Annotated in this window: 18 protein-coding genes; 10 read left to right on the top strand and 8 right to left on the bottom strand. The window is 57.3% G+C overall.

The annotated features are described in order from the left end of the window. Window positions 1-130: 130 nt before the first annotated feature. Together D5269_RS00270 and D5269_RS00265 are read left to right on the top strand one after the other, a co-directional pair. Window positions 131-1,168, top strand: a complete 1,038-nt coding sequence (locus tag D5269_RS00270; protein WP_016316538.1) for a hypothetical protein — start codon at window positions 131-133, stop codon at window positions 1,166-1,168. 327 nt (window positions 1,169-1,495) lie between these two features. Beyond that, window positions 1,496-2,221 (top strand): CPBP family intramembrane glutamic endopeptidase, encoded by a 726-nt coding sequence (locus D5269_RS00265; protein WP_120481547.1) that lies wholly within the window; start codon window positions 1,496-1,498, stop codon window positions 2,219-2,221. A gap of 133 nt (window positions 2,222-2,354) precedes the next feature. Here D5269_RS00265 and D5269_RS00260 read toward each other — a convergent pair whose 3' ends face one another. The 5 genes from D5269_RS00260 to D5269_RS00240 form a co-directional block, all read right to left on the bottom strand. Then, window positions 2,355-3,572, bottom strand: coding sequence for a homocysteine S-methyltransferase family protein (locus tag D5269_RS00260; protein WP_120481546.1), 1,218 nt, complete (start codon window positions 3,570-3,572; stop codon window positions 2,355-2,357). A 36-nt stretch (window positions 3,573-3,608) separates the two neighbouring features. After that, a complete protein-coding gene (argS, locus tag D5269_RS00255) occupies window positions 3,609-5,303 on the bottom strand; it encodes an arginine--tRNA ligase (protein WP_120481644.1) in 1,695 nt (564 codons plus the stop codon). A 589-nt stretch (window positions 5,304-5,892) separates the two neighbouring features. After that, window positions 5,893-6,345, bottom strand: coding sequence for a DUF1934 domain-containing protein (locus D5269_RS00250; RefSeq protein ID WP_016316541.1), 453 nt, complete (start codon window positions 6,343-6,345; stop codon window positions 5,893-5,895). Window positions 6,346-6,358: 13 nt separating this feature from the next. Further along, a complete protein-coding gene (murI, locus tag D5269_RS00245; RefSeq protein WP_120481545.1) occupies window positions 6,359-7,180 on the bottom strand; it encodes a glutamate racemase in 822 nt (273 codons plus the stop codon). Window positions 7,181-7,216: 36 nt separating this feature from the next. Further along, window positions 7,217-8,293, bottom strand: coding sequence for a D-alanine--D-alanine ligase family protein (locus tag D5269_RS00240; protein WP_120481642.1), 1,077 nt, complete (start codon window positions 8,291-8,293; stop codon window positions 7,217-7,219). A gap of 454 nt (window positions 8,294-8,747) precedes the next feature. Between D5269_RS00240 and D5269_RS00235 the strand changes: the two genes are divergently transcribed. From D5269_RS00235 to D5269_RS00220, 4 genes are all read left to right on the top strand, one after another. After that, window positions 8,748-9,566, top strand: coding sequence for an NYN domain-containing protein (locus tag D5269_RS00235; RefSeq protein WP_120481544.1), 819 nt, complete (start codon window positions 8,748-8,750; stop codon window positions 9,564-9,566). Between the two features lie 371 nt (window positions 9,567-9,937). Continuing rightward, window positions 9,938-12,889: an acyl-CoA dehydratase activase gene (locus D5269_RS00230; protein ID WP_120481543.1), complete on the top strand. Its 2,952-nt coding sequence runs from the start codon at window positions 9,938-9,940 to the stop codon at window positions 12,887-12,889. Next, the gene (locus tag D5269_RS00225; RefSeq protein WP_166545110.1) at window positions 12,876-14,234 is read left to right on the top strand and encodes a 2-hydroxyacyl-CoA dehydratase; all 1,359 of its coding nucleotides are present in this window, start codon (window positions 12,876-12,878) and stop codon (window positions 14,232-14,234) included. The genes D5269_RS00230 and D5269_RS00225 overlap by 14 nt, the downstream gene beginning before the upstream one ends. 196 nt (window positions 14,235-14,430) lie before the next feature. Continuing rightward, entirely contained in the window at window positions 14,431-15,288 is an 858-nt protein-coding gene (locus tag D5269_RS00220; RefSeq protein ID WP_016316547.1) for a YitT family protein, read from the top strand. 23 nt (window positions 15,289-15,311) lie between these two features. Here D5269_RS00220 and D5269_RS00215 read toward each other — a convergent pair whose 3' ends face one another. From D5269_RS00215 to D5269_RS00205, 3 genes are all read right to left on the bottom strand, one after another. Then, window positions 15,312-16,646 carry a DegT/DnrJ/EryC1/StrS family aminotransferase gene (locus D5269_RS00215; protein ID WP_120481541.1) on the bottom strand — a complete coding sequence of 445 codons (1,335 nt, stop codon included), beginning with the start codon at window positions 16,644-16,646 and terminating at the stop codon, window positions 15,312-15,314. Then, window positions 16,643-17,695, bottom strand: coding sequence for a peptidoglycan bridge formation glycyltransferase FemA/FemB family protein (locus tag D5269_RS00210; RefSeq protein WP_120481540.1), 1,053 nt, complete (start codon window positions 17,693-17,695; stop codon window positions 16,643-16,645). Before D5269_RS00210 ends, D5269_RS00215 begins: the two co-directional genes overlap by 4 nt. 71 nt (window positions 17,696-17,766) lie before the next feature. After that, entirely contained in the window at window positions 17,767-18,345 is a 579-nt protein-coding gene (locus tag D5269_RS00205; RefSeq protein WP_120481539.1) for a DNA-3-methyladenine glycosylase I, read from the bottom strand. A 246-nt stretch (window positions 18,346-18,591) separates the two neighbouring features. Between D5269_RS00205 and D5269_RS00200 the strand changes: the two genes are divergently transcribed. The 4 genes from D5269_RS00200 to ggt all read left to right on the top strand — a co-directional run bounded on the left by D5269_RS00200 (window position 18,592) and on the right by ggt (window position 24,912). Next, window positions 18,592-19,560 (top strand): aldo/keto reductase, encoded by a 969-nt coding sequence (locus D5269_RS00200; protein ID WP_120481538.1) that lies wholly within the window; start codon window positions 18,592-18,594, stop codon window positions 19,558-19,560. After that, window positions 19,557-20,750: a DUF3810 domain-containing protein gene (locus tag D5269_RS00195; protein ID WP_120481537.1), complete on the top strand. Its 1,194-nt coding sequence runs from the start codon at window positions 19,557-19,559 to the stop codon at window positions 20,748-20,750. Before D5269_RS00200 ends, D5269_RS00195 begins: the two co-directional genes overlap by 4 nt. Window positions 20,751-21,048: 298 nt before the next feature. Next, complete coding sequence (gene guaB / locus D5269_RS00190) at window positions 21,049-22,530, top strand: IMP dehydrogenase (protein ID WP_016316553.1); 1,482 nt, start codon at window positions 21,049-21,051, stop codon at window positions 22,528-22,530. A gap of 546 nt (window positions 22,531-23,076) precedes the next feature. Further along, the gene (gene ggt / locus D5269_RS00185) at window positions 23,077-24,912 is read left to right on the top strand and encodes a gamma-glutamyltransferase (RefSeq protein ID WP_120481535.1); all 1,836 of its coding nucleotides are present in this window, start codon (window positions 23,077-23,079) and stop codon (window positions 24,910-24,912) included. Window positions 24,913-25,062 lie beyond the last annotated feature (150 nt).

Genomic DNA, 25,062 nt, shown 5'->3' with positions numbered 1-25,062 from the left:
TGCCGGCGATTCGATGAAAAACCACTCTCGCGGAAGCCTGCCGCGGCGGTGCCGCAGGCTTCCTTTTGCAGTTGCCGGTTCGCAACACAAAACCGCACCGCAAAAACCCCATTAGGAGGAACGGAAAAGGATGAACTATTTGAAAAAAACCGCTGCGTCGGCGATGGCATTGCTGCTGGCGGGCAGCCTGGGTGCATGCAGCATCGGCGGCGATACCAACTGGGTCGCGAAATTTGGCGATCAGACGGTCCCGGCTGGCGTCTACCTGATCCAGATGGTCGAGGGTTACTATGGCCTGCTGGATGAATCGGGGGTCGAGGATGATGCACTGCTGAAAACACAGTTCGACGGGCAGTCCGGATCGCAGAAGGTCTCGGACAACGCGCGGGCCGCGCTCAATGCATACATCGCGGTGGAAGAAAAGTTCGACGAGCTTGGCCTGACGCCGGAACCGCTTGCGTTTGAGGCGATCCCCCAGAACGCGGAGATGTACTGGCAGTATGTTGGACAGGTCTATGAGCGCAACGGTGTTTCGATCGACTCGTATACCAAAACCCTCGAGAATACCACCAAAAAATCGCAGGTGTTCAACGCGATCTATGGGGAGGGCGGCAGCCAGGAGGTCCCTGAAAGCGAAATCCGCGCCAAATTTGAGACCGACTACGCCAAGATCATCGTGATCCCGCTGAGTTTCAGCGGTTCCGAGGACGAGGAAACCAAGAAAGAGGCCGACCAGAATACCCGTGATACGATCAACGGCTATAAGCAGCGCGCTGACGCAGGGGAGGATATGGAAGACCTGGTTTACGAAGCGCGCAAACAGGCGACCGGCGACGAAGACCTGGAAAAACCGGAGGCGGGCAGTTCGTACACCTTTGTGAACCGCAACAATTCCCAGTACGGCCAGCCGGTGACCGATGCGATTTTTGCCGCGGCAAACGGTGTGCCGACCGTATTTGAGGATGAAAACAGCATCTTCCTGTTCACCCGTTATGACATCACCGAAAATGAAAATGATTTCACCTCCCGCAAAGCGAGCATCCTCGCGGAGATGAAAGCCGAGGAGTTTGATGCGCTGATCGCCGAGTGGGCCATCGCACTTTCGGACGTCACCTATAACGAAGCAGCGTTCAAGCGTTATTCCGCAGAAAAGCTGAAGCTCTCTTAAAGCCTGTTCAGCATTAAAAGTTTTACTCAATTTTTTCCAAAAAATTGCGGTTTCCAAAGGCAGAGCCTTTGGCCGCGCTCCGCAGGGCGCGGAACGCTTTAGGAGCGACCCGGCAGAGGCTGGGCCGCTCTTTCCTTTCCCCGGCTCTGGTCCATTCGGAGCTGCGCCGGTGCACGAGGGGATTGAAAGCCGTTGGCCGCCAATCAGCGGCGTCAGGCATACATTGATGGAATTGCTTGCTGCTGCCGGTATCTATGGGGTTGAATATCATTCGCATTGATAGTATACTTGGCTTATGGCAAAGCGGAGTTTGAACGGGGGGATAAGATGTACAAGATAGATACAAAAGTACTTCTATTAAAAATATTTGCACCTGCTGTGGTTTTTAGTTTAAGCTATTTAGTGCTGGGGCTTTTTTGCAGTATACCACATATTTTGCTGTTTTGTATTTTGGGAACGTTTCTTTTAGTACCAGCAGAGCTTGCTATGATTTTGAAAGCAAGCAAAAGTGAATATGGTGAATATTCCCTTCGAAGTGCGTTTGCAGGGCAGGAAAAACCTCCCATCTGTAAGACGCTGGCGGTTGCGTTTATATTTTTTATAATTGCAGGCCTGCTGTCCGTTCTGATTGCACCGGTTGAAAATCAGCTTTTTGCAGGGTTAAGAAGCAATATACTGAATCGTCTGCCAGCAGGCTTTGACTGGACAAATTACGAGTATCTGAAAGCTTTCTCGAGACCTGTGCGGATGATAACCTGTGTGTATTATGCTGCGTTCAATGTGCTCGTTGCACCGATCACAGAAGAATTATTTTTCAGAGGATATTTAACATCACATTATGAAAAGCAAACGCCATTTACACCGATCATTATAACTGTTTTATTTTCGCTATATCACCTTTGGCTTCCCTTTAATAATCTATTTCGTATATTCGCATTTGCGCCGGCTGCGTATATGGCATATAAGAAAAAGAATATATATGTCAGTATCTGTTTTCATTGCTTGTGCAATCTCTTTTCAACATTAAACTTTATGTTAGTGGTATTGGGATAAGCTCCTGTTGGACAGAGGGCTTTTGGCAAGTAAAAGCCCTTTAAAATATTCCTCAGGGAAACATCAAAGCCCCGGCTTCTGCCGGGGCTTTTCCATCATTCCTATTTTGAAATCGGACAAACTGCCGGGAATATCAGAGCACAGTTGCACCATAGCGCGCAGCCACCAATTCCAGCTCTTCCTTTTCGAGCGCGCAGGAGGTTGAAACAACCAAAGCCTTTCCGTGGTAGTGCAGGAGCGCATTTTCGAGCGCCTCGAGCGACTCGGACTCAAACGCTACCGGCATATCCACCATATGGGCGTTGAGCGAAAACTGGTAGCCATCATCCGGGGTATCCAGCCGGATGAGCACCGCGTCGCAGCTTTCATGCGAGACTTCGAGCAGTGCATCCGCCATATCCATCTCGCAGGTGATCGGCTCGGAGTATTCGAGACCGTTATCGAGATAGTATACGTCGCGCGCTGCCGCCAGGATTTCATAATCAACCGGCTTGATCCTGACTTTCTCTACATCGAAATTATCGACCATATGCCGCAAGGCAGCGATGTACTCGGGGTCGGTGCCGCAGCAGCCGCCGATGATCGACACACCGCGCCGCATGAGCCGCGCACAGCGGTCGCTGAACTGGATCGGGGTGAGCGGCGGGTTTCCCGAATTGGGCTTGGCGATCAGCGGGACTTTGGCATAGGGTGCGATCCGCTCGAAAAGCGAAACCATATCGTCCGGGCCTTCCGAACAGTTCAGCCCGAAGGCCGCAATCCCCATGTCCTGAAGAATCAGCATCGAGGCGAGGATGTCGTCCCCCCACATGGTGCGCCCCTCTCCGTTGGCCGTCATGCTCAGAAAGATCGGCAGACCGGTTTTACGGGCAGAGATCACCGCGGCCCGGCATTCGGACAGTGAGCTCATCGTCTCAATTACCAGCAGGTCCACTCCGGCCTCTGAGAGCGCCTGCGCCTGTTCATCATAGATTTCGAGCAGACGGGCAAAGGGGACCTCCCCAAACGGCTCGCACATCAACCCGGTGGTGGACATATCCCCAGCAAGCTTGGCCGAAGCCCGCCCGTCGAGCGCCTCCCGCGCGATTCCGACGATCTTCCGGTTGAGGGCGGACACCTGCCCCTCCAGGCCGTAAGCCGCGAGGCTGCCGGCATTGGCGAGAAATGTTGGGGCATAAACGATGTCACTGCCCGCGTCGGCGTAGCCGCAAATCACCTGGCGGATCACCTCCGGGTGCTCGCTCGCCCACTGTTCTACACAGACGCCGCTGGGCATTCCTGCTTTCATATACTGGGTGCCGGTTGCCCCATCAAGCAGCAGGGGCAGGCACAATCGGCCGTTTTCGTTCATAACAGTTTTCCTGTTCCTTTCTTTTATTTGCAACCGTCACATGGATTCCGGGACGGTTATTTTCAGGATGGTCAGCACGTTGCGCAGCACAGTCCGCACCGCCAGGCAGAGGTTCAGCCGGGCCTGCATCAGCGGTTCTGCTTCGCCCCGGATCCGGCACTTGTCATAGAATTTGTGGAAGAGGGTGGCGGCTTCGACCGCATATTTGGTGAGTTTGGCAGGGTCATAGCTGCGCGCTGTCTCGACGATCTCCTGTGGGAACCGCGCCAGGCAGCGGATCAGTTCGGTTTCAAACGGGCCGTCCATTGCATCCAGCTCGTCAGCGGTACACGCGCGCGGCGATACCCCTTCCTCCGCCAGTTTGCGCAGGATCGAACAGATCCGGGCGTGGGCATATTGCACATAATAGACCGGATTCTGGGCCGACTGCTCGATCGCGAGATCGAGGTCAAAGTCGAAAGTTGAATTCGGCTCACGCATGTTGAAATAGAACCGCGCCGCATCCACCGGGACCTCCTCGATCAGATCGGTGAGCGAAACCGCTTTTCCGGTGCGTTTGGACATCTTATACGGCTTTCCATCCTTCATCAGCCGGACAAGCTGCATCAATACGATGTCGAGTTTGGAGCCGTCCAGGCCGATCGCATCCATCGCACCTTTGAGACGCGCCACATGTCCATGGTGGTCCGCGCCCCAGACGTTGATGACCCGGTCGAACCCGCGCACCGCAAACTTATTGTAGTGGTAGGCGATGTCCGCTGCAAAATAGGTCGGGAAGCCGTTCGCCCGGACAAGCACTTCGTCCTTCTCTCCGCCGTTTTCGGTTGCTTTGTACCAGAGCGCACCTTCTTTTTCGTAGGTCATCCCCCGGTCGGAGAGCCGCTGGATCGCCTGGTCGATCGCGCCATTGTGCAGGGTGCTTTCAAGGAACCACACATCGTAAGCAATCCGGTAGGATTCCAGGTCCTGCCGCAGTTTTTCGATATTCTTGGGGAGCGCGTAGCCGATCAGCTCCCGCCTGCGATCCGGGCCGTCCGCCTGCACCAGCCGGTTTCCGTGGAGGTCAGCGAACTCCTGCGCGCGGGCTTTGATATCGTCCCCGTGGTAACCGTCCTCGGGAAATTCCACTGCATCCTCTCCCTGGTAAATCTGAAGATAACGTGCCTCGAGCGACCTGCCAAATTTTTCGATCTGGTTGCCCGCATCGTTCACGTAGAATTCGCGGGTCACCTCGTAGCCCGCCCAGTCGAGCGCGGCAGCAAGGCAGTCGCCGATAGCGCCGCCGCGGGCATTGCCCATATGCATCGGGCCGGTGGGATTGGCCGAGACAAACTCGACCTGAACTTTTTCCCCGCTGCCGAAACTGGTACGGCCGTAGGCGTCTCCCTGCGCGAGCACCGAATGCACCGCCTCAGAGAACCAGCCCCGGCCGAGGAAGAAGTTGATAAAGCCGGGACCCGCGATCTCGACCCGCTCGATCCCGGAGCCTTCGAGCACAAGGTTCTGGCAGATCGCCTCCGCAACCTTGCGGGGTGCACATCGGAAGGTGCGGGCGCAGACCATGGCGGCATTGGTGGCAAAATCCCCGTGGGAGGTGTCCGCAGGGATCTCCACGACAAATGCGGGCAGCTCCGCACAGGCGGAAAGCGTACCGGAAGCTGCCGCAGCATCCAGTGCGGCGCGTACCAGCGCGGTGATTGATTGTTTGATGTCGGATACCGGGTTGCTCATCATCTTTTACACATCCTAATTATTAAATTGCCAGCGGGCAGCGGGGGCTCTGCCCCTCGACCCCGCAATTTTTTGAAAAAAATTGAGTAAAACTTTAGGTTGAGAAAAAAGGAGGCCGCTCTTAGCTTGCTGGGGAGGAGCACACGGGGAGGGGCCGGTGACCCCTCGCCCGTGAGGCGCATCCTGCCCGAGCGTCGCGCCGCAGGCGCGCTTCGGGCCGAAGGCCCGAGAAGCGAAGGGCGTTGTTTTGGTCGGGAGGCCAAAACAACATGCGCCCGGTGACCCCTAGCCCGCAAGACAGCCCGCAGGGGCATCGCGGCGGATGCTGCGCTTCGGGCTGAAAGCCCGAGAAGCCTCGAGGAAGGCGCTTTGCGCCTGTCAGTTGGGTCTGGAACCAAACTGACGCTGTCCCACTGCCGCCGCACTACGAGCCGCAGCGAGTGTTTCGGAGCGCAACCGTTGCGAAGAAACGGCTCTTAGCGCCAAGATCGGCGTGCGGCCAACCGGCACAAAGCGCCGGCTCTTAGACCGGAGCAAAGAATCGAGTAAAACCTTGGATAAAAGCAAACTTGAGAAGGAAGCCCAGGGATTACTGGCCAACCGGCAGAACTGGCGCGCCCGCACTCTCCCGGACGTTGATAAACACTTCATTTTCGCTGGCGAGCGAGGTGTTCACATCGAGCGAATAGGAGAACTGGAGCTTGCCGCCATGGTCATCCAGATCGGAGAAGACCCGGTCGCCCGAGACACCGATGGTCATTGCACCATATCCTGTGTCATAGTGGCACTGGTGCCGGACCCCCCGCTCAATGATGAGCTGGCTCTTGGTGCTGCCCGAGCGGGAGAGGGTCACCCGCTGGGAACCTTCGACCCGGAGTACCGTATGGGTACCGTCAAAGCCGGTCATCTCGGATTCGTCATAGGCGATATAGTAATCCCCATTGCGCTTATAGTAGGAACCGGTTGTGACCAGCTCCACCTGATCCTGTTCCCCGTCCTGGCGGTAGATCCCTTTAATATCAATCAGTACATCTTTTTTCATCTTTATTGTTCCTTTATCTGTCGGTTAAAAGTTCGAGGCTGATCTGGTGGACCTTTCCGCTCACCCGTTCCCCAAGGAAGAGTTCAGCGGTTTCGGCGAACAGCTCGGGGGAGTCGCTCACATAAAAGCTGATGGTTCCGCCAGACCCGTCTGAAAGCAGGTCCTCCGCCGAGAGAAACTGCTGTGCCCAGCGTGCAACCTCTTTTCCTGCATCAACCAAGGTCACCCTGTAGCCGAGCACCCGGTTGATCGTTTCATAGAGGATCGGATAATGGGTGCACCCAAGGATCAGGGTGTCAACCTCTGCCTGTTGGATCGGCTGAAGATAGAGTTCGGCAACTTTGGCGGTCACCTCATTATCCGGCTGGATGAACCCGTTCTCCACCAGCGGGACAAAGAGCGGGCAGGCATTCCCGAATACATGCACCCCCGGATTGATCGAACGGATCGCCCGGCCGTAAGCACCCGACCGGACAGTCGCGGTGGTGCCGATCACCCCGACCCTGCCGGTGGCAGTAGCGGCGCAGGCGGCCTGCGCTGCGGGGAGCACGACGCCCGAATGGGGCACCCCGATTTTTTCTGACATCTCGGGGGTAAGCTGGGAACTGACCGTCCCGCAGGCAATGATAATCAGTTTGACGTCATGCCGCTTGAGAAAGGCGATATCCTGCATCGCGTACTGGCGGATCGTCTCCCGGCTGCGGGTGCCGTAGGGGACCCGCCCGGTATCCCCGAAATAGATCAGGTTTTCCTGCGGGAGCAGGCGGCGCAGCTCCTTAACGGTCGTCAGACCGCCCAGTCCCGAATCAAAAACACCGATGGCTCTGTTATCCATATCCGCTACCTCTCAATCCAGATTCCGGCAGGCCGGTCACTGTTCCGCTGCACGCGCGAGCGCAAGCTGGATCAGCCGGTCGATCAGTTCGGGATAGGGGATGCCTGCCGCGTCAAACAGCTTGGGATACATCGAAATCGCGGTGAAGCCGGGCAGGGTGTTGATCTCGTTGAGGACCACACCGCCATCTTCCTGCGCGAAAAAGTCGATCCGGGAAAGTCCGGTGCAGCCCATCGCGGCGAATGCGTCGCAGGCTGTCTGCCGGATGACCTTGCTGACCGGCTCCGGAATCCGCGCTGGGATATAAAGGTCGGTTGAATCGTCGAGGTATTTGCCCTCGTAGTCGTAAAATTCGTGATGGGGCACGATCTCGCCGACCACCGAGGCAGTGCAGTCGCCATAGTTGCCAAGCACCGCGCATTCGACCTCTGCACCAGTGATCGCGGTTTCGACAACCGCTTTGCGGTCGTACCGGAACGCCTCTTGCAGCGCGGCCTTCAGTCCGGCCCGGTCCCTGGCTTTGCCCACTCCCACAGAGGAGCCGGTATTCGCCGGCTTGACGAACATCGGATAGCCCAGAGACTTCTGGAGCGCAGGTTCCATCTCTTCAAACCGTTCCATCATCGGGCGGGTCATCACTCTGTAAGGCGCGGTCCGGATACCTGCCGCTTCGAGCAGGATGTGGGTGACCTCCTTGTCCATACAGGTCGCTGAGGCGAGCACGCCGCACCCCACATAAGGGATTCCTGCCAGTTGGAACAGGCCCTGTAAGGCGCCATCCTCGCTGTTTTCCCCATGGACCACCGGGAAAGCCACGTCAATCCGGATGGTTTCGGTCCGCCCGTCCGGGAGGATGCGCAGCAGTCCGCCGGTTGAGCGGTCGGGCGAAAGGACCGCGGGCGTGACATGGCCGCTCTGCTGCCACTGGTCGGGCTGGATCAGTGCGATGTCCCCGGTATACTCCAGCCAGCGCCCGTCTTTGGTGATGCCAAGCATCACCACATCATATTTCTCGCGCGGGATGTTTTGCAGAACCGAAGTTGCGGACATCAGCGAGACTTCGTATTCACTGGAAACTGAGCCGAACAGTACGGCTACCACTTTCTTTTTCAAATTCAAACAGAACCTCTCTTAAATCTCAAATTTATAATCGAAAATAGCGCAAAATAGGAGTTTAAAACCTGCGGCCAAAAGTGGCCTTACCTCACATTGCATGGCCAGCGGCTTTCAAGATTCCGGCTCCCTGCAATGATACAATCTATATTCTAGCACAACTGAGAATAGTACGCAAGACAAAGCCTGTGGACATCCCACCTTCGGTGTGATATAATAGTTGCAAAGCAGCTATTATACCAGAGCTATGGCCAGGATGATGCGCAGGCAGAGCCCGCTCCCGTCCCGATGGCCAATGATATCACATCGCTTCACAATTGTGATATCATAACAAAATAGCTGGGATAACCCACAGGTAGACATCCACGGCTAACGCATTGCAGGTGAAAAGCGGCACCCGGGCCGCGCAAGCGGGTCTGGGTGTACAAATGAAATAACAGACAGGATGGAAAAAATGCCAAATGATTGCAAATTCGCGGTACTGATCGACGCTGATAACATATCGGATAAATATATTAAAATTATCCTGGATGAAATATCAAAGGATGGGATCGCCACCTATAAACGGATTTACGGCGACTGGACCAAACCCGCGCTTTCCTCGTGGAAGTCGATCCTGCTCGACAACTCGATCCTTCCCATGCAGCAGTATAACTACACGACCGGCAAAAACTCAACCGATTCCGCACTGATTATCGACGCAATGGACATCCTCTATTCGGGGCAGGTGGATGGATTCTGCATCGTCTCTTCGGACAGCGATTTCACCCGTCTGGCCGCCCGGCTGCGGGAATCGGGGATGCAGGTGATCGGCATGGGGGAGCGCAAAACGCCCAAGTCGTTCATTTCGGCGTGCAACCGGTTTAAATATCTGGATATCCTCTTTGCCAGCGCGGAGGAGGAGAAGAAAAAGAACACCGAAAAGTCCGCAAAACCGGCGAAACCTGAAAAACTGGAAAAGAATGAGAAGCTGCCGGGGGGCAAGCCCGTCAAGAGTGCCCGGACTGTCGACAAGCCCCAGCCGCAGATGGGCAATCTGGAAACCCTCAAAGAGGCAATCCTGAGCATCTCGGAGGAAACCTCGGACGAGGATGGCTGGATCTTCATCGGCACGATCGGAAGCCTGTTGGTCAAGAGGTACCCTGATTTTGATGTCCGCAACTTTGGATTTTCCAAGCTGACCCCGTTCATCGAATCGCTCGACCTGTTCGACATCAAAAGCGTGCGCACCAACGACAACAGCGCAAAGCTGATCTATGTCCGTCCCAAATAACCCGTTTCACCCAATGTCCTGCTTTTGAAAAATGCAGGGCATTTTTTTGCCTTTTGGGGGATGGACTCTGTGCAAAATATCCTTCTTTATGAAACGTATGCAGAAGCAGGACTTTGGATAGGAGGTTGCTTCTGGTTCGGGATGCGGAACCGCTTCCCTGCCTTTTTATGCAGGTTTGTGCAGGCTGAATGAAAAATCGACGGTTTTAGTAGAATTTTCTGCGGCAGGGGGCGTTGACCACGGCGCATTTGACGTGTTAAGATAGAATCAGCTACCGGAGCCTGGCCTGTTTCCCAAAGGCGCGCCGCCGATTATCCGTAAGGCGGCGGGAGGAGGGCAGGGGTCCGGAATCATCGGAAAGGGAAAACAAAATGGGAATGACGATTGGAATTGACATCGGCTCGACCACCGTAAAAATCGTGGTCATCAAGTCGGGCGATGTCGTCTATGAACAGTACGAACGGCATCTTTCGCAGGTGCGCCCCAAGACGCTCGAGCTGATCCGGATGGCAAAAGATGTGATCGGCGACCGGGAGTTTACGATTGCGCTTTCGGGTTCGGCGGGGCTGGGGCTCGCGAAAGCGGCGAACCTGCCGTTCATTCAGGAGGTGTTCGCGACCGGCGAGGTGGTCAAGACGATGGCGCCTGATACCGACACGGTGATCGAGCTGGGCGGGGAGGACGCCAAGATCATCTTTTTCACCGGCGGGCTGGAGGAGCGGATGAACGGCTCCTGCGCGGGCGGGACCGGCGCGTTCATCGACCAGATGGCCACCCTGCTCGACGTGACCCCTGAACAGCTCGACACCCTCGCGCTCGGCAGCGAGAAGGTTTACACGATCGCTTCTCGGTGCGGCGTGTTCGCCAAAAGCGACATCCAGCCGCTGCTCAACCAGGGCGCGCGGCACGAGGATATCGCAGCTTCGATCTTCCGCGCGGTGGTTGACCAGACGATCACCGGTCTGGCGCAGGGCCGCAGGATCGAAGGCAAGGTGCTCTTCCTCGGCGGGCCGCTCTATTTCTTCAAGGCGCTCCAGCGGGAATTTGTCCGGGCGCTCGGGCTTTCTTCCGAGGACGCGGTGTTTCCCGATATGGGCCGGTACGCGGTCGCGATGGGCAGCGCGCTCTACGCGGAAAAAGCCGGGAAGCTGCTCACCTATGAGGAGCTGGCCTCCCGGATCGAGGACAGCACCGACAGTGCACCGACCTCCCGCCGGCTGGAGCCGCTCTTTGAAAATGCAGATGACTATGCAGCCTTCTGCAACCGCCATGCGCGCGCTTCGGTCGACCAAGCAAGCCTCGACTCCTACGCCGGCGACGCCTATCTTGGCATTGACTGCGGCAGCACCACCACCAAGCTGGTGCTGATGAGCGCGGACGACCAGATTCTGTATGAATACTACGCCCCGAATAAGGGCAATCCGGTGCAGGTCATCAAGGAGCAGCTTTCGCAGCTGCTGCCCCGCTGTGCGGGCCGGGTGACGATCAGGGGCAGCGCGGCCACCGGCTATGGCGAAGACCTGATTAAACACGCCTTTTCGGTCGACGCGGGGCTGGTCGAAACAATGGCCCATTTCAAGGCTGCCCGCCATTTCAACCCGCAGGTCGATTTCATCCTCGATATTGGCGGGCAGGACATCAAATGCTTCAAGGTGCGCAACAACTCGATCGACTCGATCATGCTCAACGAGGCGTGCTCTTCCGGCTGCGGCTCGTTCATCAGCACATTTGCACAGTCGATGGGCTATAATGTCGCTGAGTTCGCAAAGCTTGGACTGTTCGCGAAATACCCGGTTGACCTCGGCTCCCGCTGCACCGTATTTATGAACTCGTCGGTCAAGCAGGCGCAGAAGGAGGGAGCGGTGGTCGAGGATATCTCGGCGGGGATCTCGATGTCGGTCGTCAAAAACGCGATTTACAAGGTGATCCGCGCCGCCTCCGCCAAGGAGCTGGGGGAGCACATTGTCGTACAGGGGGGGACCTTCCTCAATGACGCGGTGCTCCGCAGCTTTGAGGTCGAACTGGGCCGGAAGGTGATCCGCCCGCAGATCGCCGGCCTGATGGGCGCGTACGGCGCCGCCCTCTATGCCAAAGAGCTGGGACTGGAAAAGTCCGGACTTATCCAGTTGGAGGAGCTGGGGCAGTTTGTACATACCTCCAAATCGACCGTCTGCGGCCTCTGCGGCAACCATTGCAACTTGACGGTCAATTCGTTCGGACGGGGAAAAAAGTTCATCAGCGGCAACCGGTGCGAACGCCCGCTCGGCAACCGTGACCCCGAACAGATTCCCGACCTCTACAAATACAAGCTGGATAAAGTGCGCGCGCTGATGAAGTCGGGCAGCGCGAAACGCGGGAAAATCGGGCTTCCGCTCGGGCTGAACATGTTCGAGAACCTTCCGTTCTGGCACGCCTTTTTCACCCATCTGGGGTTTGAGGTGGTGCTGTCCGACCTCTCGACCCGCAATACCTACATCAAGGGGCAGTTCTCGATTCCGTCGGATACCGTCTGCTATCCGGCCAAACTGGTGCATGGGCATATTGCCAACCTGCTCGAGAAGGGGGTCACGGACATCTTTTACCCCTGCCTGACCTATAATTTTGACGAGCACAAGGGCGATAACCACTTCAATTGCCCGGTCGTTGCCTACTACCCCGAGCTGCTCCGCGCCAATGTCGCCGAGCTTTCGGATGAGCGGGTCCGATTCATCTATCCCCATGTGGGCATCCATCTGGGCAAAAAGATGGCTCCCCGGCTCTATTCCGAGCTGTGGAACTATTACCCAAGCCTGCGGCTGCGGGAGGTACGCGAGGCGGTCAAGGAGGCCAACCTCGCCTATGCCAGATGGATGCAGGAGATTCGGGACGAGGGCAGGCGCGCGATCGAATATGCCCGCAAAAACGGCAGGCGGATTGTGGTGCTCTCGGGCAGGCCGTACCACATCGACCCCGAGATCAACCACGGGATCGACCGGCTGATCTCCTCGTTTGGGATTGTGGTGGTCAGCGAGGACTGTGTCTGTGATCTGGTCGAGCCGGTCCGGGTGAACGTCCTCAACCAGTGGACCTACCACGCCCGGCTTTATAACGCCGCAAAATATGTCACCACCCAGCCGGACATGGAGCTGGTCCAGCTCGTCTCGTTCGGCTGCGGGATCGACGCGATCACCACCGACGAGGTGCGTGAAATCCTTGAGGAGGGCGGGAAACTTTATACCCAGCTCAAGATCGATGAGATCACCAACCTCGGCGCGGTCAAAATCCGCATCCGCAGCCTGCTGGAAGCGGTCGAAGAAAGGAGGCGCAGCTATGCCGCAGAATGAGGAACGGGTGGTATTCACCAGGGAGATGAAAAAGGACTATACAATCCTGGTGCCCACCATGCTGCCGATCCACTTCAAGCTGATGCTCAATATCCTGCGGGCATACGGCTACAAATGCGAGCTGCTCGAAAATACCGGCAAGCCGGTTGTGGACGCTGGTTTGCGCAGCGTCCACAATGACACCTGTTACCCGGCGCTGCTGGTGATCGGGCAGATGATCGACGCGCTCGAATCGGGGAAATACGACCTGAACAAGGTCGCGCTGATGATCTCCCAGACAGGCGGAGGCTGCCGCGCGTCAAACTACATCCATCTGCTGCGCAAGGCGCTCAAAAAAGCGGGGATGGGGCAGATCCCGGTGATCTCGCTTTCGGCAAGCGGGATGGAGCCAAACCCCGGCTTCAAGCTCACCCCCACGATGATCGACCGGATCTTTTACGCGATTCTGTATGGCGACCTGCTGATGCTGCTCGCCAACCAGTGCCGCCCATATGAGATCGAGCGGGGCGAATCCGACCGTCTGGTCGACCGCTGGTCGCGGCGTCTCACCGGGGAGATGAAGGGGCGTGGCCTGCTCAGTTACCATCAGGTCAAACAGAACTACCGCGCAATCCTGCGGGACTTTGCCGCGGTCCCCCGCCGCAAAGAGGAAAAGGTAAAAGTCGGGATCGTCGGGGAGATCTATGTCAAGTTCTCGCCGCTCGGCAACAACAACCTGGAAGAATTCCTGCTTCAGGAGGGCGCAGAACCGGTGGTGCCCGGCCTGCTGGATTTCTGCCTCTACTGCGTCTATAATATGCTGATGGACCATAAGCTGTATGGGCTGAATTCCCGGATCAAACAGGAAATCCTTGAGCGGTTTTACCATATGCTGGTCAAAAAACAGGCGGATGTGATCGACGCGATCCAGTCGGAAGGCAGCTTCCGGCCGGGCGGGTATTTCCCCCACACCGTCGACCTCACCCGCGGCTATATCAACCACGGCGTCAAGATGGGGGAAGGCTGGCTGCTCACCGCCGAAATGCTCGAACTGATCGAGCAGGGGGTCTGCAACATTGTCTGTACCCAGCCGTTCGGCTGCCTGCCCAACCACATCGTCGGCAAGGGGATGATGCGGGTCATCAAGGAGCGGCACCCCGAATCGAACATCGTGGCGGTCGATTATGACCCCGGCGCCACCCGGATCAATCAGGAAAATCGGATCAAGCTGATGCTGGCAAATGCGGTTTCGATTGCCGAGGAGAAAAAGCAAAAGCCGGAGCCTGTACGGCGGCGCCCGCGCTATGCCGACGAGTTCCCGCCCGAGGAGGAGACCAGCCGGATGGCTATGACCATCAAAATGTAGCGGCAGGCAGAGGGAAAAACAGAGTGTTGACAGCGGTTTGTCCGCTGTGCTATAGTGAAAACAGAAAAGAGCATCCGCGAATGATAGGGAAGAATTCGCGGATGCTTTTTCTGTTATCGCCTGTTTCCGCATCCGGCAGGGTGGGAAACAGGGCTTGGTATACGGGATACTTATACAGAAGAAAGGGTGTTGCAGGATGGCGAACCAGACCAGGCTCCGGGAGGTTGGGATTGACCTTGCGGTGGAATTTTTCGGGAGCATCTGTATTGCGGTGGGCATCTACAACTTTGCAGTCCATGCCGAATTCCCGATGACCGGTTTTTCAGGCGTTGCGATGATCGTCAACCGGCTGACCGGTTTCCCGATCGGCATTATGACCATCCTGCTCAACCTGCCGGTGGCGGCGGTCTGCTGCCGGCTGCTTGGGCGCGGCTTTTTCATCAAGTCGATCCGCTGTATGGTGATTTCCTCGGTGATGATCGACTATGCAGCCCCCCTTTTCCCCGCATTCCAGGGGGACCGGATGCTCGCCGCGATCTGTACCGGCGTGATCGCGGGGTTTGGCTATGCGATCATCTTCATGCGCGGTTCTTCGACCGGGGGCACCGATTTTATCGTGATGGCGGTCAAGGTGCTGCGCCCGCATATGTCCCTCGGAAAGATCGTCTTTCTGGCGGATGCAGGGGTCGTGCTTGCGGGAGGCATCCTCTTCCGGGATGTGGAAGGGATGGTTTACGGCATGATTATCAACTACCTGTTTGCGGTCGTGGTGGATAAGGTGGCCTATGGGATCGACTCGGGCAAACTGGCTTTGATCGTCACCGAGCATGGGCAGCAGGTGGTGCAGGAGATCGAATGCTGCTGCGGGCGCGGGGCAACCATCCTGAAAGCGTCAGGCGGGTATACCCGTCAGGACAAACAGGTGGTCATGTGCGCGTGCAGCAACAAACAGATGTATACGGTGCAAAAACAGGTCAAGGCGGCTGATGCCGATTCGTTTATCATCATCCTTGAGTCGAACGAGGTGCTTGGGGAGGGGTTCAAAGGCGCTTGACCGGGCAGCTTCAGGTGGGGAACCTATCTGACAACGTTGACCGTTTTGACCCCATAAAGCCGGAGGGACTCCAGCTCCGCGGGGCCGATCCGTTCACCGCCCATCACCACCGGGATTCCCGGCGGGCAGGGGGATGCTTCGGCAGCGGCAATCCGCCCCAGCGCCTGCCCCACCGGGACCTGTTCCTGCGGTGCAAACGCGGCCTCCCGCACCCCCATCGCCCGCACAGGATGGGGCAGTACCGGTCTGACCGGGTCCGGGTTTCCTCTCGGCTTGATCCCTCTGATCGCGGCTTCCAGCCTTGCGAAATCTTCATCAGAATTCATCCCGTTCGCCAGAAAGACGCAGGCCGAGCCGCTGATGTATTCCGGTTCGATCCCATGTGCCCGTATGTAATCGCCGAAAGCTTGCTCCGGCCAGCCGAGCGCGCCAAACCCCAATGTGAGGCGGGCAGGATCGGTGACGCCCTGGGGCAGTGCAAACCCGTGTTGCTGCGCGAGGATACGCAGCGCATCCAGACGGGTGGTGGTCCGGGCGAACCCTTCCTTTGCCCCCTTCTGGGCATAACCGAGCGCCCGCTCGCAGGAGAGCATGATGGGATAGCTGGGGCTGGTCGACCCGAACATCGACATCATCCGTTTGGCATCGCCGGCGAACCGTTCTTCCCCGATTTGCAGCAGCGCCGCGCCGGTCATCGCGGGCATGGTCTTATGCAGGCTGTCCCCGCAGAGCGCCGCACCGCAGGAGATCGGGTGCAGGCAGCCGTATCGTTCAGGCAGGAACGGCAGATGGGCGCCGTGGGCATTGTCGGCCAGCAGCGGCACCCCATAATCCCGGCAGGCCTCCGCAATCCCTGTGAGGTCACTCATCACGCCGAAATAGTCGGGCGAGGTGAGGTAGACCGCGGCAGCATCCGGATGCGCCGCGAGCGCCTGCCCGACCGCTTCGGGGCTGTACCGCCCGAGGAACCAGTCCCCTGCATCCTGTTCGGGGTAGACCCACACCGGTTCCAGCCCGAGCAGGGCGCATGCATTGATCGCCGAACGGTGGATGTTCCGGCTGATGACCAGTTTACGCCCGATCCCACACGCGAGCGCGAGCATGGTCTGGATGCAGAGGGTCGCACCGCCCGCACAGAGCAGGGTGCGCCGGGTCCCGTAAACCCTGGAAAATGCCTGTTCCAGCAGGTCGATCGGACCGTCCGCGTGAAACAGGCTGTCGCAGCCGTCCACCTCGGTCACATCCCATGGCAGAATCTCCGCGAATGCGCCGTCCCCGCGCCCCTTGTGGCCCGGCATATGGAACCAGGCGCGCCCCTTCGCAAGGTAACTGCCTACGGCTTCCTGCAGCGGCTTCATCCCCGTTTCAGCCTCCGTTTCAGCCCGCCCAGCTTTCCGTTCAGGGCGATTGCATGGCTGACCATTCTGGTTTTGAGCGGCTGATAAAGATAGTCAAATTCCCCTGCCAGTTCGTCGAGCGTGCCGTTGAACCCCCGCTTAAACCGGTAAAGGCCGTACATATGCGCATTCTCGTCCAGATTGCCGCTGACCCCCTGGAAATCATAGACGGTGCATCCGGTCTCCACCGCCCATTGGATCATCTCCCACTGGATCAGATAGTTGGGCATCACATTGCGGTAGACGTTGTCCGACGCACCATAAACATAACAGGCTTTCCCCGCGTAGTTGGTCGTAATCGCGCCGCAGATCGGCTGATCCTGATAGAAGCCCATGTACATCCGCACATGCTCCCCCAAAGCATCGAGCATACGCTCAAAGTATGCTTTCGGACGGGTATTGAACCCGTCCCGTTCCCCGGTTGCCTGCATGATCCGCACAAATTCATCCAGATATTCTTTGCCGACCACCCGGATTTCCACCCCTTTTTTCATCGCTACCCGGCAGTTATAGCGGGTTTTCTGGGTCAGGTTGGCAAACAGCTCGTCCGCTGTGCGCCCGTTCAGGTAGAGCCGGTAGTTGAACCGCGCCTGAATCCCTTCAAACCCTTCCGGGCCGTAGTTCTGCCGGAAGCCCAGCCCCTTGGCAATCTCGATAAACCGGGTGTCGCTCATCGGGACATTGGGGTCGATCTTGAGCATATGCGCGTTGTGTTTGCGGGCAAGCTGGTCCGCGCCCGCTTTGAGGTCGGAGAGCACATCGCGGTCGTGCAGGTCGCAGACCGGGCCGCGGGGCGCATAGAGAAACGAGGTACCTATGAGCGGGATGCGCTGGATCAGCACCCCCATCGACCCGACGATCTTTCCCTGTGAATCCCGCGAGACAACCGCCTCGAATTCCCAGTTGTTTTTCACCTTCTGCCAGTTGATGCTCTGGGTAAACTCCCCGTTGGGATGGGAGCTGACAAATGTTTCATATTCGCCATACTGCTCGGGTTTTAAAATTTCCATTTTCCTTCTCCTAAAACTGCGGTTTTGTCCCTATAGTATATCACGAATTCAGGGAAACAACAATGCCGGCTTCAACCGGAAGGACGGTCACCCTCTGTACCTGCCAGAAAGCAGCCTTCCTCGTGGGAACAGACCACGCCTACCGCCTGTAGATAAGCGTAAACGATGGTGGTGCCCACAAATTTCATACCTCGGCGTTTCAGGTCCCGAGAGATGGCGTCGGACAGCGGGGAGCAGCTTTCCCCAACCTCATGAACCACTTGTCCATCCGTCCAGTTCCAGAGATAGTCCGAAAAGCTCCCGTATTCCTGCTGGATCGCCCGGAAAACCTTCGCATTGGCCACCGCGGCCCGGATTTTCAAACGGTTGCGGATGATGCCCGGATCCTGCCGGATTTCCTCCAGCTTTTCTTCCCCATAGGCGCAGACCTGCTCCAGGTCAAAGCCGTCGAACGCGCGCTGGAATGCCTCCTGCTTGTTCAGGACGCACTCCCACGAAAGCCCGGCCTGAAAGCATTCCAGGATCAGCATCTCAAAAAGTTTCTGGTCGTCGTGCACAGGGACGCCCCATACCTCGTCATGATAACGGATATACCGCTCGTTCTTCGGGTTCGCCCAGCTGCATCGTACCTTTCCATCCGGCCATTCCATCTCTGTTGCCCTCCTTCTGTCTTTCCCTTATTTTACTGGTTTCTCCCGTATCTGGCAAGGGCATCTTTTGTCTGCCCGGACACCCTTGCAGCTGAGACTTTCTGGAAGGGAATCTGGAAAACCTTTTTGGAAATTTCGCCAAAGGGCCGCTTGTCAAACCGGCTGGGAAGCCTTATAATAATACAGTAAGGGAAGATGCGCGGGTGAGCTGCCGGACAGAACCCGCAGTGAATAGGAGGTTTTGAGATGAAATTTATGGATGTGCAGGCAGTTGACGGGGTCATCCGGATGGCGAAGATCGCCAAGGGCGCGGATTATTTTGGTACGGACATCTCCGAGGATACCGCGTTTGCGCTGATGGACCGCTACCTTGAACTGGGCGGCAATACGATTGATACCGCGCGCATCTATGGCAAGGCCGGCCCGGAACCGGAAAGCCCTGCCTTGAGCGAAGGGGTTGTGGGGCGCTGGATGAAATCCCGCGGCAACCGCAGCGGCATCGTGCTTGTGACCAAGGGAGCGCACCCCGACCGGGCGGCGCTGACCAAAAGCCGCATCTGTAAAGAGGTGGTCGAGACCGAACTGTGCACCAGCCTTGAGCAGCTCGGTGTGGACCACGTTGACGTCTATTTCCTGCATCGGGATAACCCCGACATGTCGGCAGGCGAGATCATCGACCTGATGGACGAACAGGTACGGGCGGGAAAAATCCGCGCATTGGGGGTCTCGAACTGGACGGTCAGCCGGATCAATGAGGCAAATGCCTATGCCAAAGCCAACGGGCGCACGCCCATCACCATCTCCCAGATCCAATGGGGGCTGGCGTGGTCCGATCCCGCAGGCTGGAACGACCCGACGATCGTCTGTATGAACGATACCGAATACGCCGGCTACCTCGCCAATAAAATCCCGGTGATGGGGTTTGCTCCGCAGGGGGGCGGCTATTTCACCAAAATGCTCGCCGGGCAGCCGGTGCGCGAACGGTTCCGCCTGCGGTACGATAACCCGGTCAACCGCGCCCGGCTCGAACGGGTGAAGGAGGTCTGTGAAGCGACCGGGCAGTCAGCCGCAGCGATTGCGCTCGCATTTCTGACCTCCAATCCGGTGGAAAGTGCAGCGGTTATCGGCTGCTCCACTGTCGCACAGCTTGAGGACAGCATGTCCTCCTGCGACCTGACCCTGGATGCGGAAACGGTCTCCGCACTGCTCAGGTGATTAAGCCAGTCCCGGTCATCCAGCCGGTGATGCGGGACCGGCCGCGTCCCCGGTTCCGGGACTATCTGAAACGGTGGTGGATTCTCCTGCTGCTCCCGCTCTCCGCAGGGATGATCCTCCTCGCACGCTCCGACCCGGCCCTCACCGAATCGCTCTATTCCAGCAGGGTCTATCCTTGTTTTGCCCGGACGCTTGGCAGGCTTACCTCTCTGCTGCCATTCTCGCTGCTCGAGCTGCTGGTCTGTGCCGCGCTTGCGGCCTGTGTGGTACTGCTGCTCTGGGCCCTGATACATAAATTCCGTGTCCGGCGCGGCCTGCTACAGCCGGAGGAACCGCTGGGCTGGGGTCTGTTGCTCGAGCGGGTCATAAAGCTGCTCTGCTGCCTTTTGTTTGCGTTTGTCCTGCTCTGCGGGCTGAACTACTACCGCCCTGAATTTGCCTCTTTCAGCGGGCTGGACGTGCGGGAGTCACCGTCGGACGAACTGGTTGCTCTTTGTACGGACCTTACCTTGCAGGCAAACGCGCTGCGGGAGCAGGTGCAGACAGATGAGAATGGGGTAATGCAGCTGCAAAACAGCAGCAGCCAGACAGCCAGGCAGGCCCGGGAAGCCTTCGGCCGCCTGGCGCTGGAATATGAGGTTCTGCCCGACCTGCCGATCACCCCAAAACCGGTATTGAACTCCTGGTGGATGTCGATGTTGCAGATTACCGGCATTTTTACGCCCTATACCTTTGAAGCCAATATCAACATTGCCGCACCCGATTACAACATCCCGGCGACCATGTGCCACGAACTGGCGCACTCCCGCGGATTCATGCGGGAGGACGAGGCCAATTTTATCGGGTATCTCGCCTGCCGGGAGAGTGATTCGGCTGAGTTCCAGTACAGCGGCACCATGCTCGCGCTTGTGCATTCGATCAACCGCCTGTACGATGCAGACTATGACGCGTTTCTGGAGGTCAATGCGCTTATGTCCGAGGGGGTGCGCCTCGACTTTGCCGACAACAACGCCTACTGGGCGCGTTATGAGGGCCCGGTTGCCGAGGTTTCCACAGCGGTGAACAACACCTATCTGCGGGTTAACAACCAGTCGGACGGGGTGCAGAGCTATGGCCGGATGGTCGACCTCCTGCTTGCAGACTACCGCGCGCGGCAGGACACCGCGCCGCCCGATTCCCAGCCGCTTTAAAACAGACAGCATATGGGGCGTCCTTTTTGGGCGGCTTGTGTGCTGTTTTTTATATATGAAAGGGATCAAAAAACAGGTTCGGGGAACGGGCCCGGAAGCCCGGAAAAAGGGTCCGCCGGGTCGCACTGCAAATAGCGGATGAAAGCCAGGTCTCTTTTCCAGTTTTTTGTGTGGATATGGGCGGAGAAAAACCACAAAGTTTGGCAAATCACACTATTGATTCCCTGTAGCGGAAATGATACAATAGATAAAATTATCTGGTGAACACCGAGTTATGAGAGACTGGATGGGAGGAACTATGCTGAACACAAATGCAAGCGAGAAGTTTACCAAGGAAGGCCTGACCTTTGACGACGTCCTTTTGGTTCCGGCGCGCTCAGAGGTGGTCCCGGCGGACGTGGACATCTCTACAGACCTGGTGAAGGGGATTCGGCTGAATGCGCCGTTTCTGACCTCTGCCATGGATACGGTCACCACTTCCAAAATGGCGATTGCGATTGCGCGTGAAGGCGGAATCGGCATCATCCACAAGAATATGAGCATCGAACAGCAGGCGGACGAGATTGATACGGTCAAACGTTCGGAAAACGGCGTCATTGCGAACCCGTTTTTCCTCTCGCCCGATCATTTTGTCTATGATGCGGACGAGATTATGGGCAAATATAAGATTTCGGGTGTGCCGATCTGCGGCAAGGACGGCAAGCTGGTCGGCATCCTGACCAACCGTGACCTGCGTTTTCTGGAGGACTACAGCATCCCGATCAAAGAGGTCATGACCAAAGAGAATCTGGTGACTGCCCCGGTCGGCACCGACCTCAAGGGCGCACAGGAGATCCTGCGGAAACACAAGATTGAAAAGCTGCCGATCGTGGACGATGAATTCCGCCTGCGGGGCCTGATTACCATTAAGGATATCGAGAAGGCTGTCCGCTACCCGCATTCGGCGCGCGACGTCAGCGGCCGTCTGCTGGCGGGTGCGGCAATCGGCATTACCCGCGATTTTATGGACCGGGTGGACGAGCTGGTCAAAGCCAGCGCGGATGTTCTGGTGCTTGATTCTGCGCATGGGCACAATGTCATGATCTTCAACTGCCTCAAACAGATCAAGGCCAAGTATCCGAACGTTCCGGTCATAGCGGGCAATGTCGCCACCGCCCGCGCGACCGAAGACCTCATCAATGCGGGCGCGGATGCGATCAAGGTCGGCATTGGCCCCGGCTCGATCTGCACCACCCGTGTGGTCGCGGGGATCGGCGTGCCGCAGCTCACCGCAGTTTATGACGCTGCCTGTGTCGCCTCTAAATACGGCATCCCGATCATCGCGGATGGCGGCATCAAATATTCGGGCGATGTGGTCAAGGCGCTGGCAGCCGGTGCATCTACAGTCATGCTCGGTTCGCTGCTCGCCGGCTGCGAGGAAAGCCCCGGCGAAATTGAAATCTATCAGGGCCGGAGCTTCAAGGTTTATCGCGGTATGGGTTCGCTCGGCGCGATGGGCGAAGGCTCGAGCGACCGCTATTTCCAGGACCCCAACAGCAAGAAAAAGTTTGTCCCGGAAGGGGTTGAGGGGCGTGTCCCGTTCAAGGGGGCTGTCTCCGAAACAGTTTACCAGCTGGTCGGCGGCCTGCGCGCGGGCATGGGTTACACCGGCTGTGCAACTATCCCCGAGATGCACGAAAAGGCACAGTTTATCCGGATCACCGGGGCGGGGCTGAAAGAGAGCCACCCGCACGACATCTATATCACCAAAGAGGCCCCGAACTATTCCATCAACCCGTAACGCCTCATTCGAAATAACCGGGCTTGTTTTCTCTCTAATAAGGGGTCTTTTTCCTCCGCCTGCAAGCAGGGGGAAAAGGCCCCGGGTTCGTTTCCCGGCGGTCGGTCTGGCAGCGGAGTCCCACCCTCCGGCGCATAGTTTTCCGGGAACATCGGTTGAAGGGTTGGAGAAAAAACTGGTTCCCGAGGCAAGGAAAGTTTTTCAAAGAGACTGCATAATTCTATCTATGAACAGGGTATTTCAAAAGCGGCCGGACAGCGCTTTTTGAGATCTGCACCAGGATAGAAGGATGCAGCCTTTTTTGTTTTCCCGGAGCCTGTGGACGGTCGGAATCCACATCTTTTTAACATATTGCACATAAATGAGGCTGAAAATGAAGATTTCTGAAGATTTTATTGGCAAAAGTGAATGAGTTTTTAATAAATAAGAGAAAAAATATGAACCCAGGGCCTGAAATGCTATAATTTTGATTGGAAAGACCATCCCAATTCTGTGAACAGACCGCCTTTTTTGTAGGCGGCTGGAAGATATGAAGGAGGAAAAACCATGAAAAAGACACGCAGAATTCTCGCGCTGTTGCTGGCGGCCATGCTGACCGTTTCGGCTGCGGGCTGCGGCGGTACATCGGCGCCGGCGAGCAGTGCCCCGGAATCCAGCGCGGCGCAGCCGTCCGAGCCTGCATCAGAATCGGAACCCGCACAGGAAGAAGTGCCGGAGGAGCCGGCGTATACCTCTCTGGACGATTTCGTCCTGTTTGACAAGGACGGACAGACCCTGCGCACCGGGCGTGACGCGACCGGCGAACAGGGCATCGTCTCCACCAGTAAATATGAGGCTTCCAAGATCGGACGCCAGATCATCGAAGAGGGCGGCAACGCGATCGACGCGGCGGTTGCAGCAGCGTTTGCACTCGGCCTGGTTGAGCCGAACTCGTCCGGCATCGGTGGCGGCGGGTTTATGACCCTCTACCTCGCGGAGACTGGCGAAACCCAGTTTATTGATTTCCGTGAGTGCGCCCCGGCAGCAGCCACCCCGGATATGTGGGTGATGGGGGATGACGGTAAGGTTGTCGGCAACGAGATGATGGAGGGCGGCAAGTCGATCGGTGTTCCGGGAGAGGTTGCCGGTATGCTCTACATCCTCGAGAACTACGGCACCATGACCCGTCAGCAGGTGCTCCAGCCGACCATTGATCTGGCGCGCAAGGGCGTTACGGTTACCCCGACCCTCGCAAACGATATGATGGATTCGTTTGACAAGATGATGAAATATCCGGAATTCGGCGAAACCTTCCTGCGTGAGGACGGGCTGCCCTACGGCGTCGGTGAGATCTTCCAGAACCCGGATTACGCCAGCACCCTTGAACTGATTGCGGAGCAGGGCGCAGACGGTTTCTACAAAGGCCCGCTGGCCGAGGCGATCGTTGCTGCGAACAACAAGTATGATGGCCTGATGACCATGGAGGACCTCGCAAATTATCAGGTCAAGGTCACCGAGCCGGTCAAAGGCACCTACCGCGGCTATGAGATCCTCTCTTCCCCGCCGCCGTCCTCGGGTGGTACCATCGTGATCGAGATCCTCAACATCCTTGAGAATTTCGACCTTCCAGGCATGGAGCCGAACTCCGCAGAGGAGCTGCACCTCTTCTCCGAGGCGTTCAAACTGGCGTACGCCGACCGCGCAAAATACATGGGCGACCCGAAATATGTTGACGTCCCGCTCGCCGGCCTGATGAACAAGGAATATGCAAAAACCCTTGCGGCACAGATCGACGTTGAAAAAGCGGCTGAAACGGTAGAGGCAAACGATCCGTGGCCGTATGAGCATGTTGAGACCACCCACTACTCGATCGCGGACAAAGAAGGCAACATGGTTTCGGTCACCAAGACGGTCAACGGCATCTTCGGTTCCGGCGTCTGTGTCGATGGCTACGGATTCATGCTGAACAACGAGATGGGCGACTTTGACTTCGGTCCCGACAAGCCCAACTCGATTGCAGGCGGTAAAGTCCCGCTCTCTTCGATGAGCCCGACGGTTGTCCTCAAAGATGGAAAACCGGCGTTCGTGCTCGGCTCCCCGGGTGCTACCACCATCATCTCCACAGTCGCACAGGTCATCTCCAAGGTGATCGACCATGGCATGACCATGCAGGAAGCGGTCGACGCGCCCCGCATCAAGGGCTTCAAGGAGAACACGATCGACTATGAGACCCGCATTGATCAGGCGGTGATCGACAAACTGGTTGAGATGGGCCACATCTGCAACCCGCTCGAGGAGTGGAACCGCTCGTTCGGTTCGGTCCAGGCGGTCCTGTACGGCGAGGACGGTGTGCTTCAGGGCGCTGCCGACCCGAGACGTGACGGTAAAGCATTGGGTTACTAATCACAAACCGCATCAGGCAGTTTCCATCGCTTTTGTGTGGATTAAGGGGGCTTTTCTTCTTTAAAAAGCCCCCTCCCCGAAAAAATACGGAACCGGCCCCTGCCAGCCTGCTGTGACCAAAGCGGGCAGGCGGGGCCATACGGACAGATA

This window comes from Anaerotruncus sp. 1XD42-93, from assembly GCF_009917605.1.
GTDB lineage: Bacteria > Bacillota > Clostridia > Oscillospirales > Ruminococcaceae > Anaerotruncus.
This window is presented reverse-complemented; position numbering and strand designations above follow the sequence as displayed.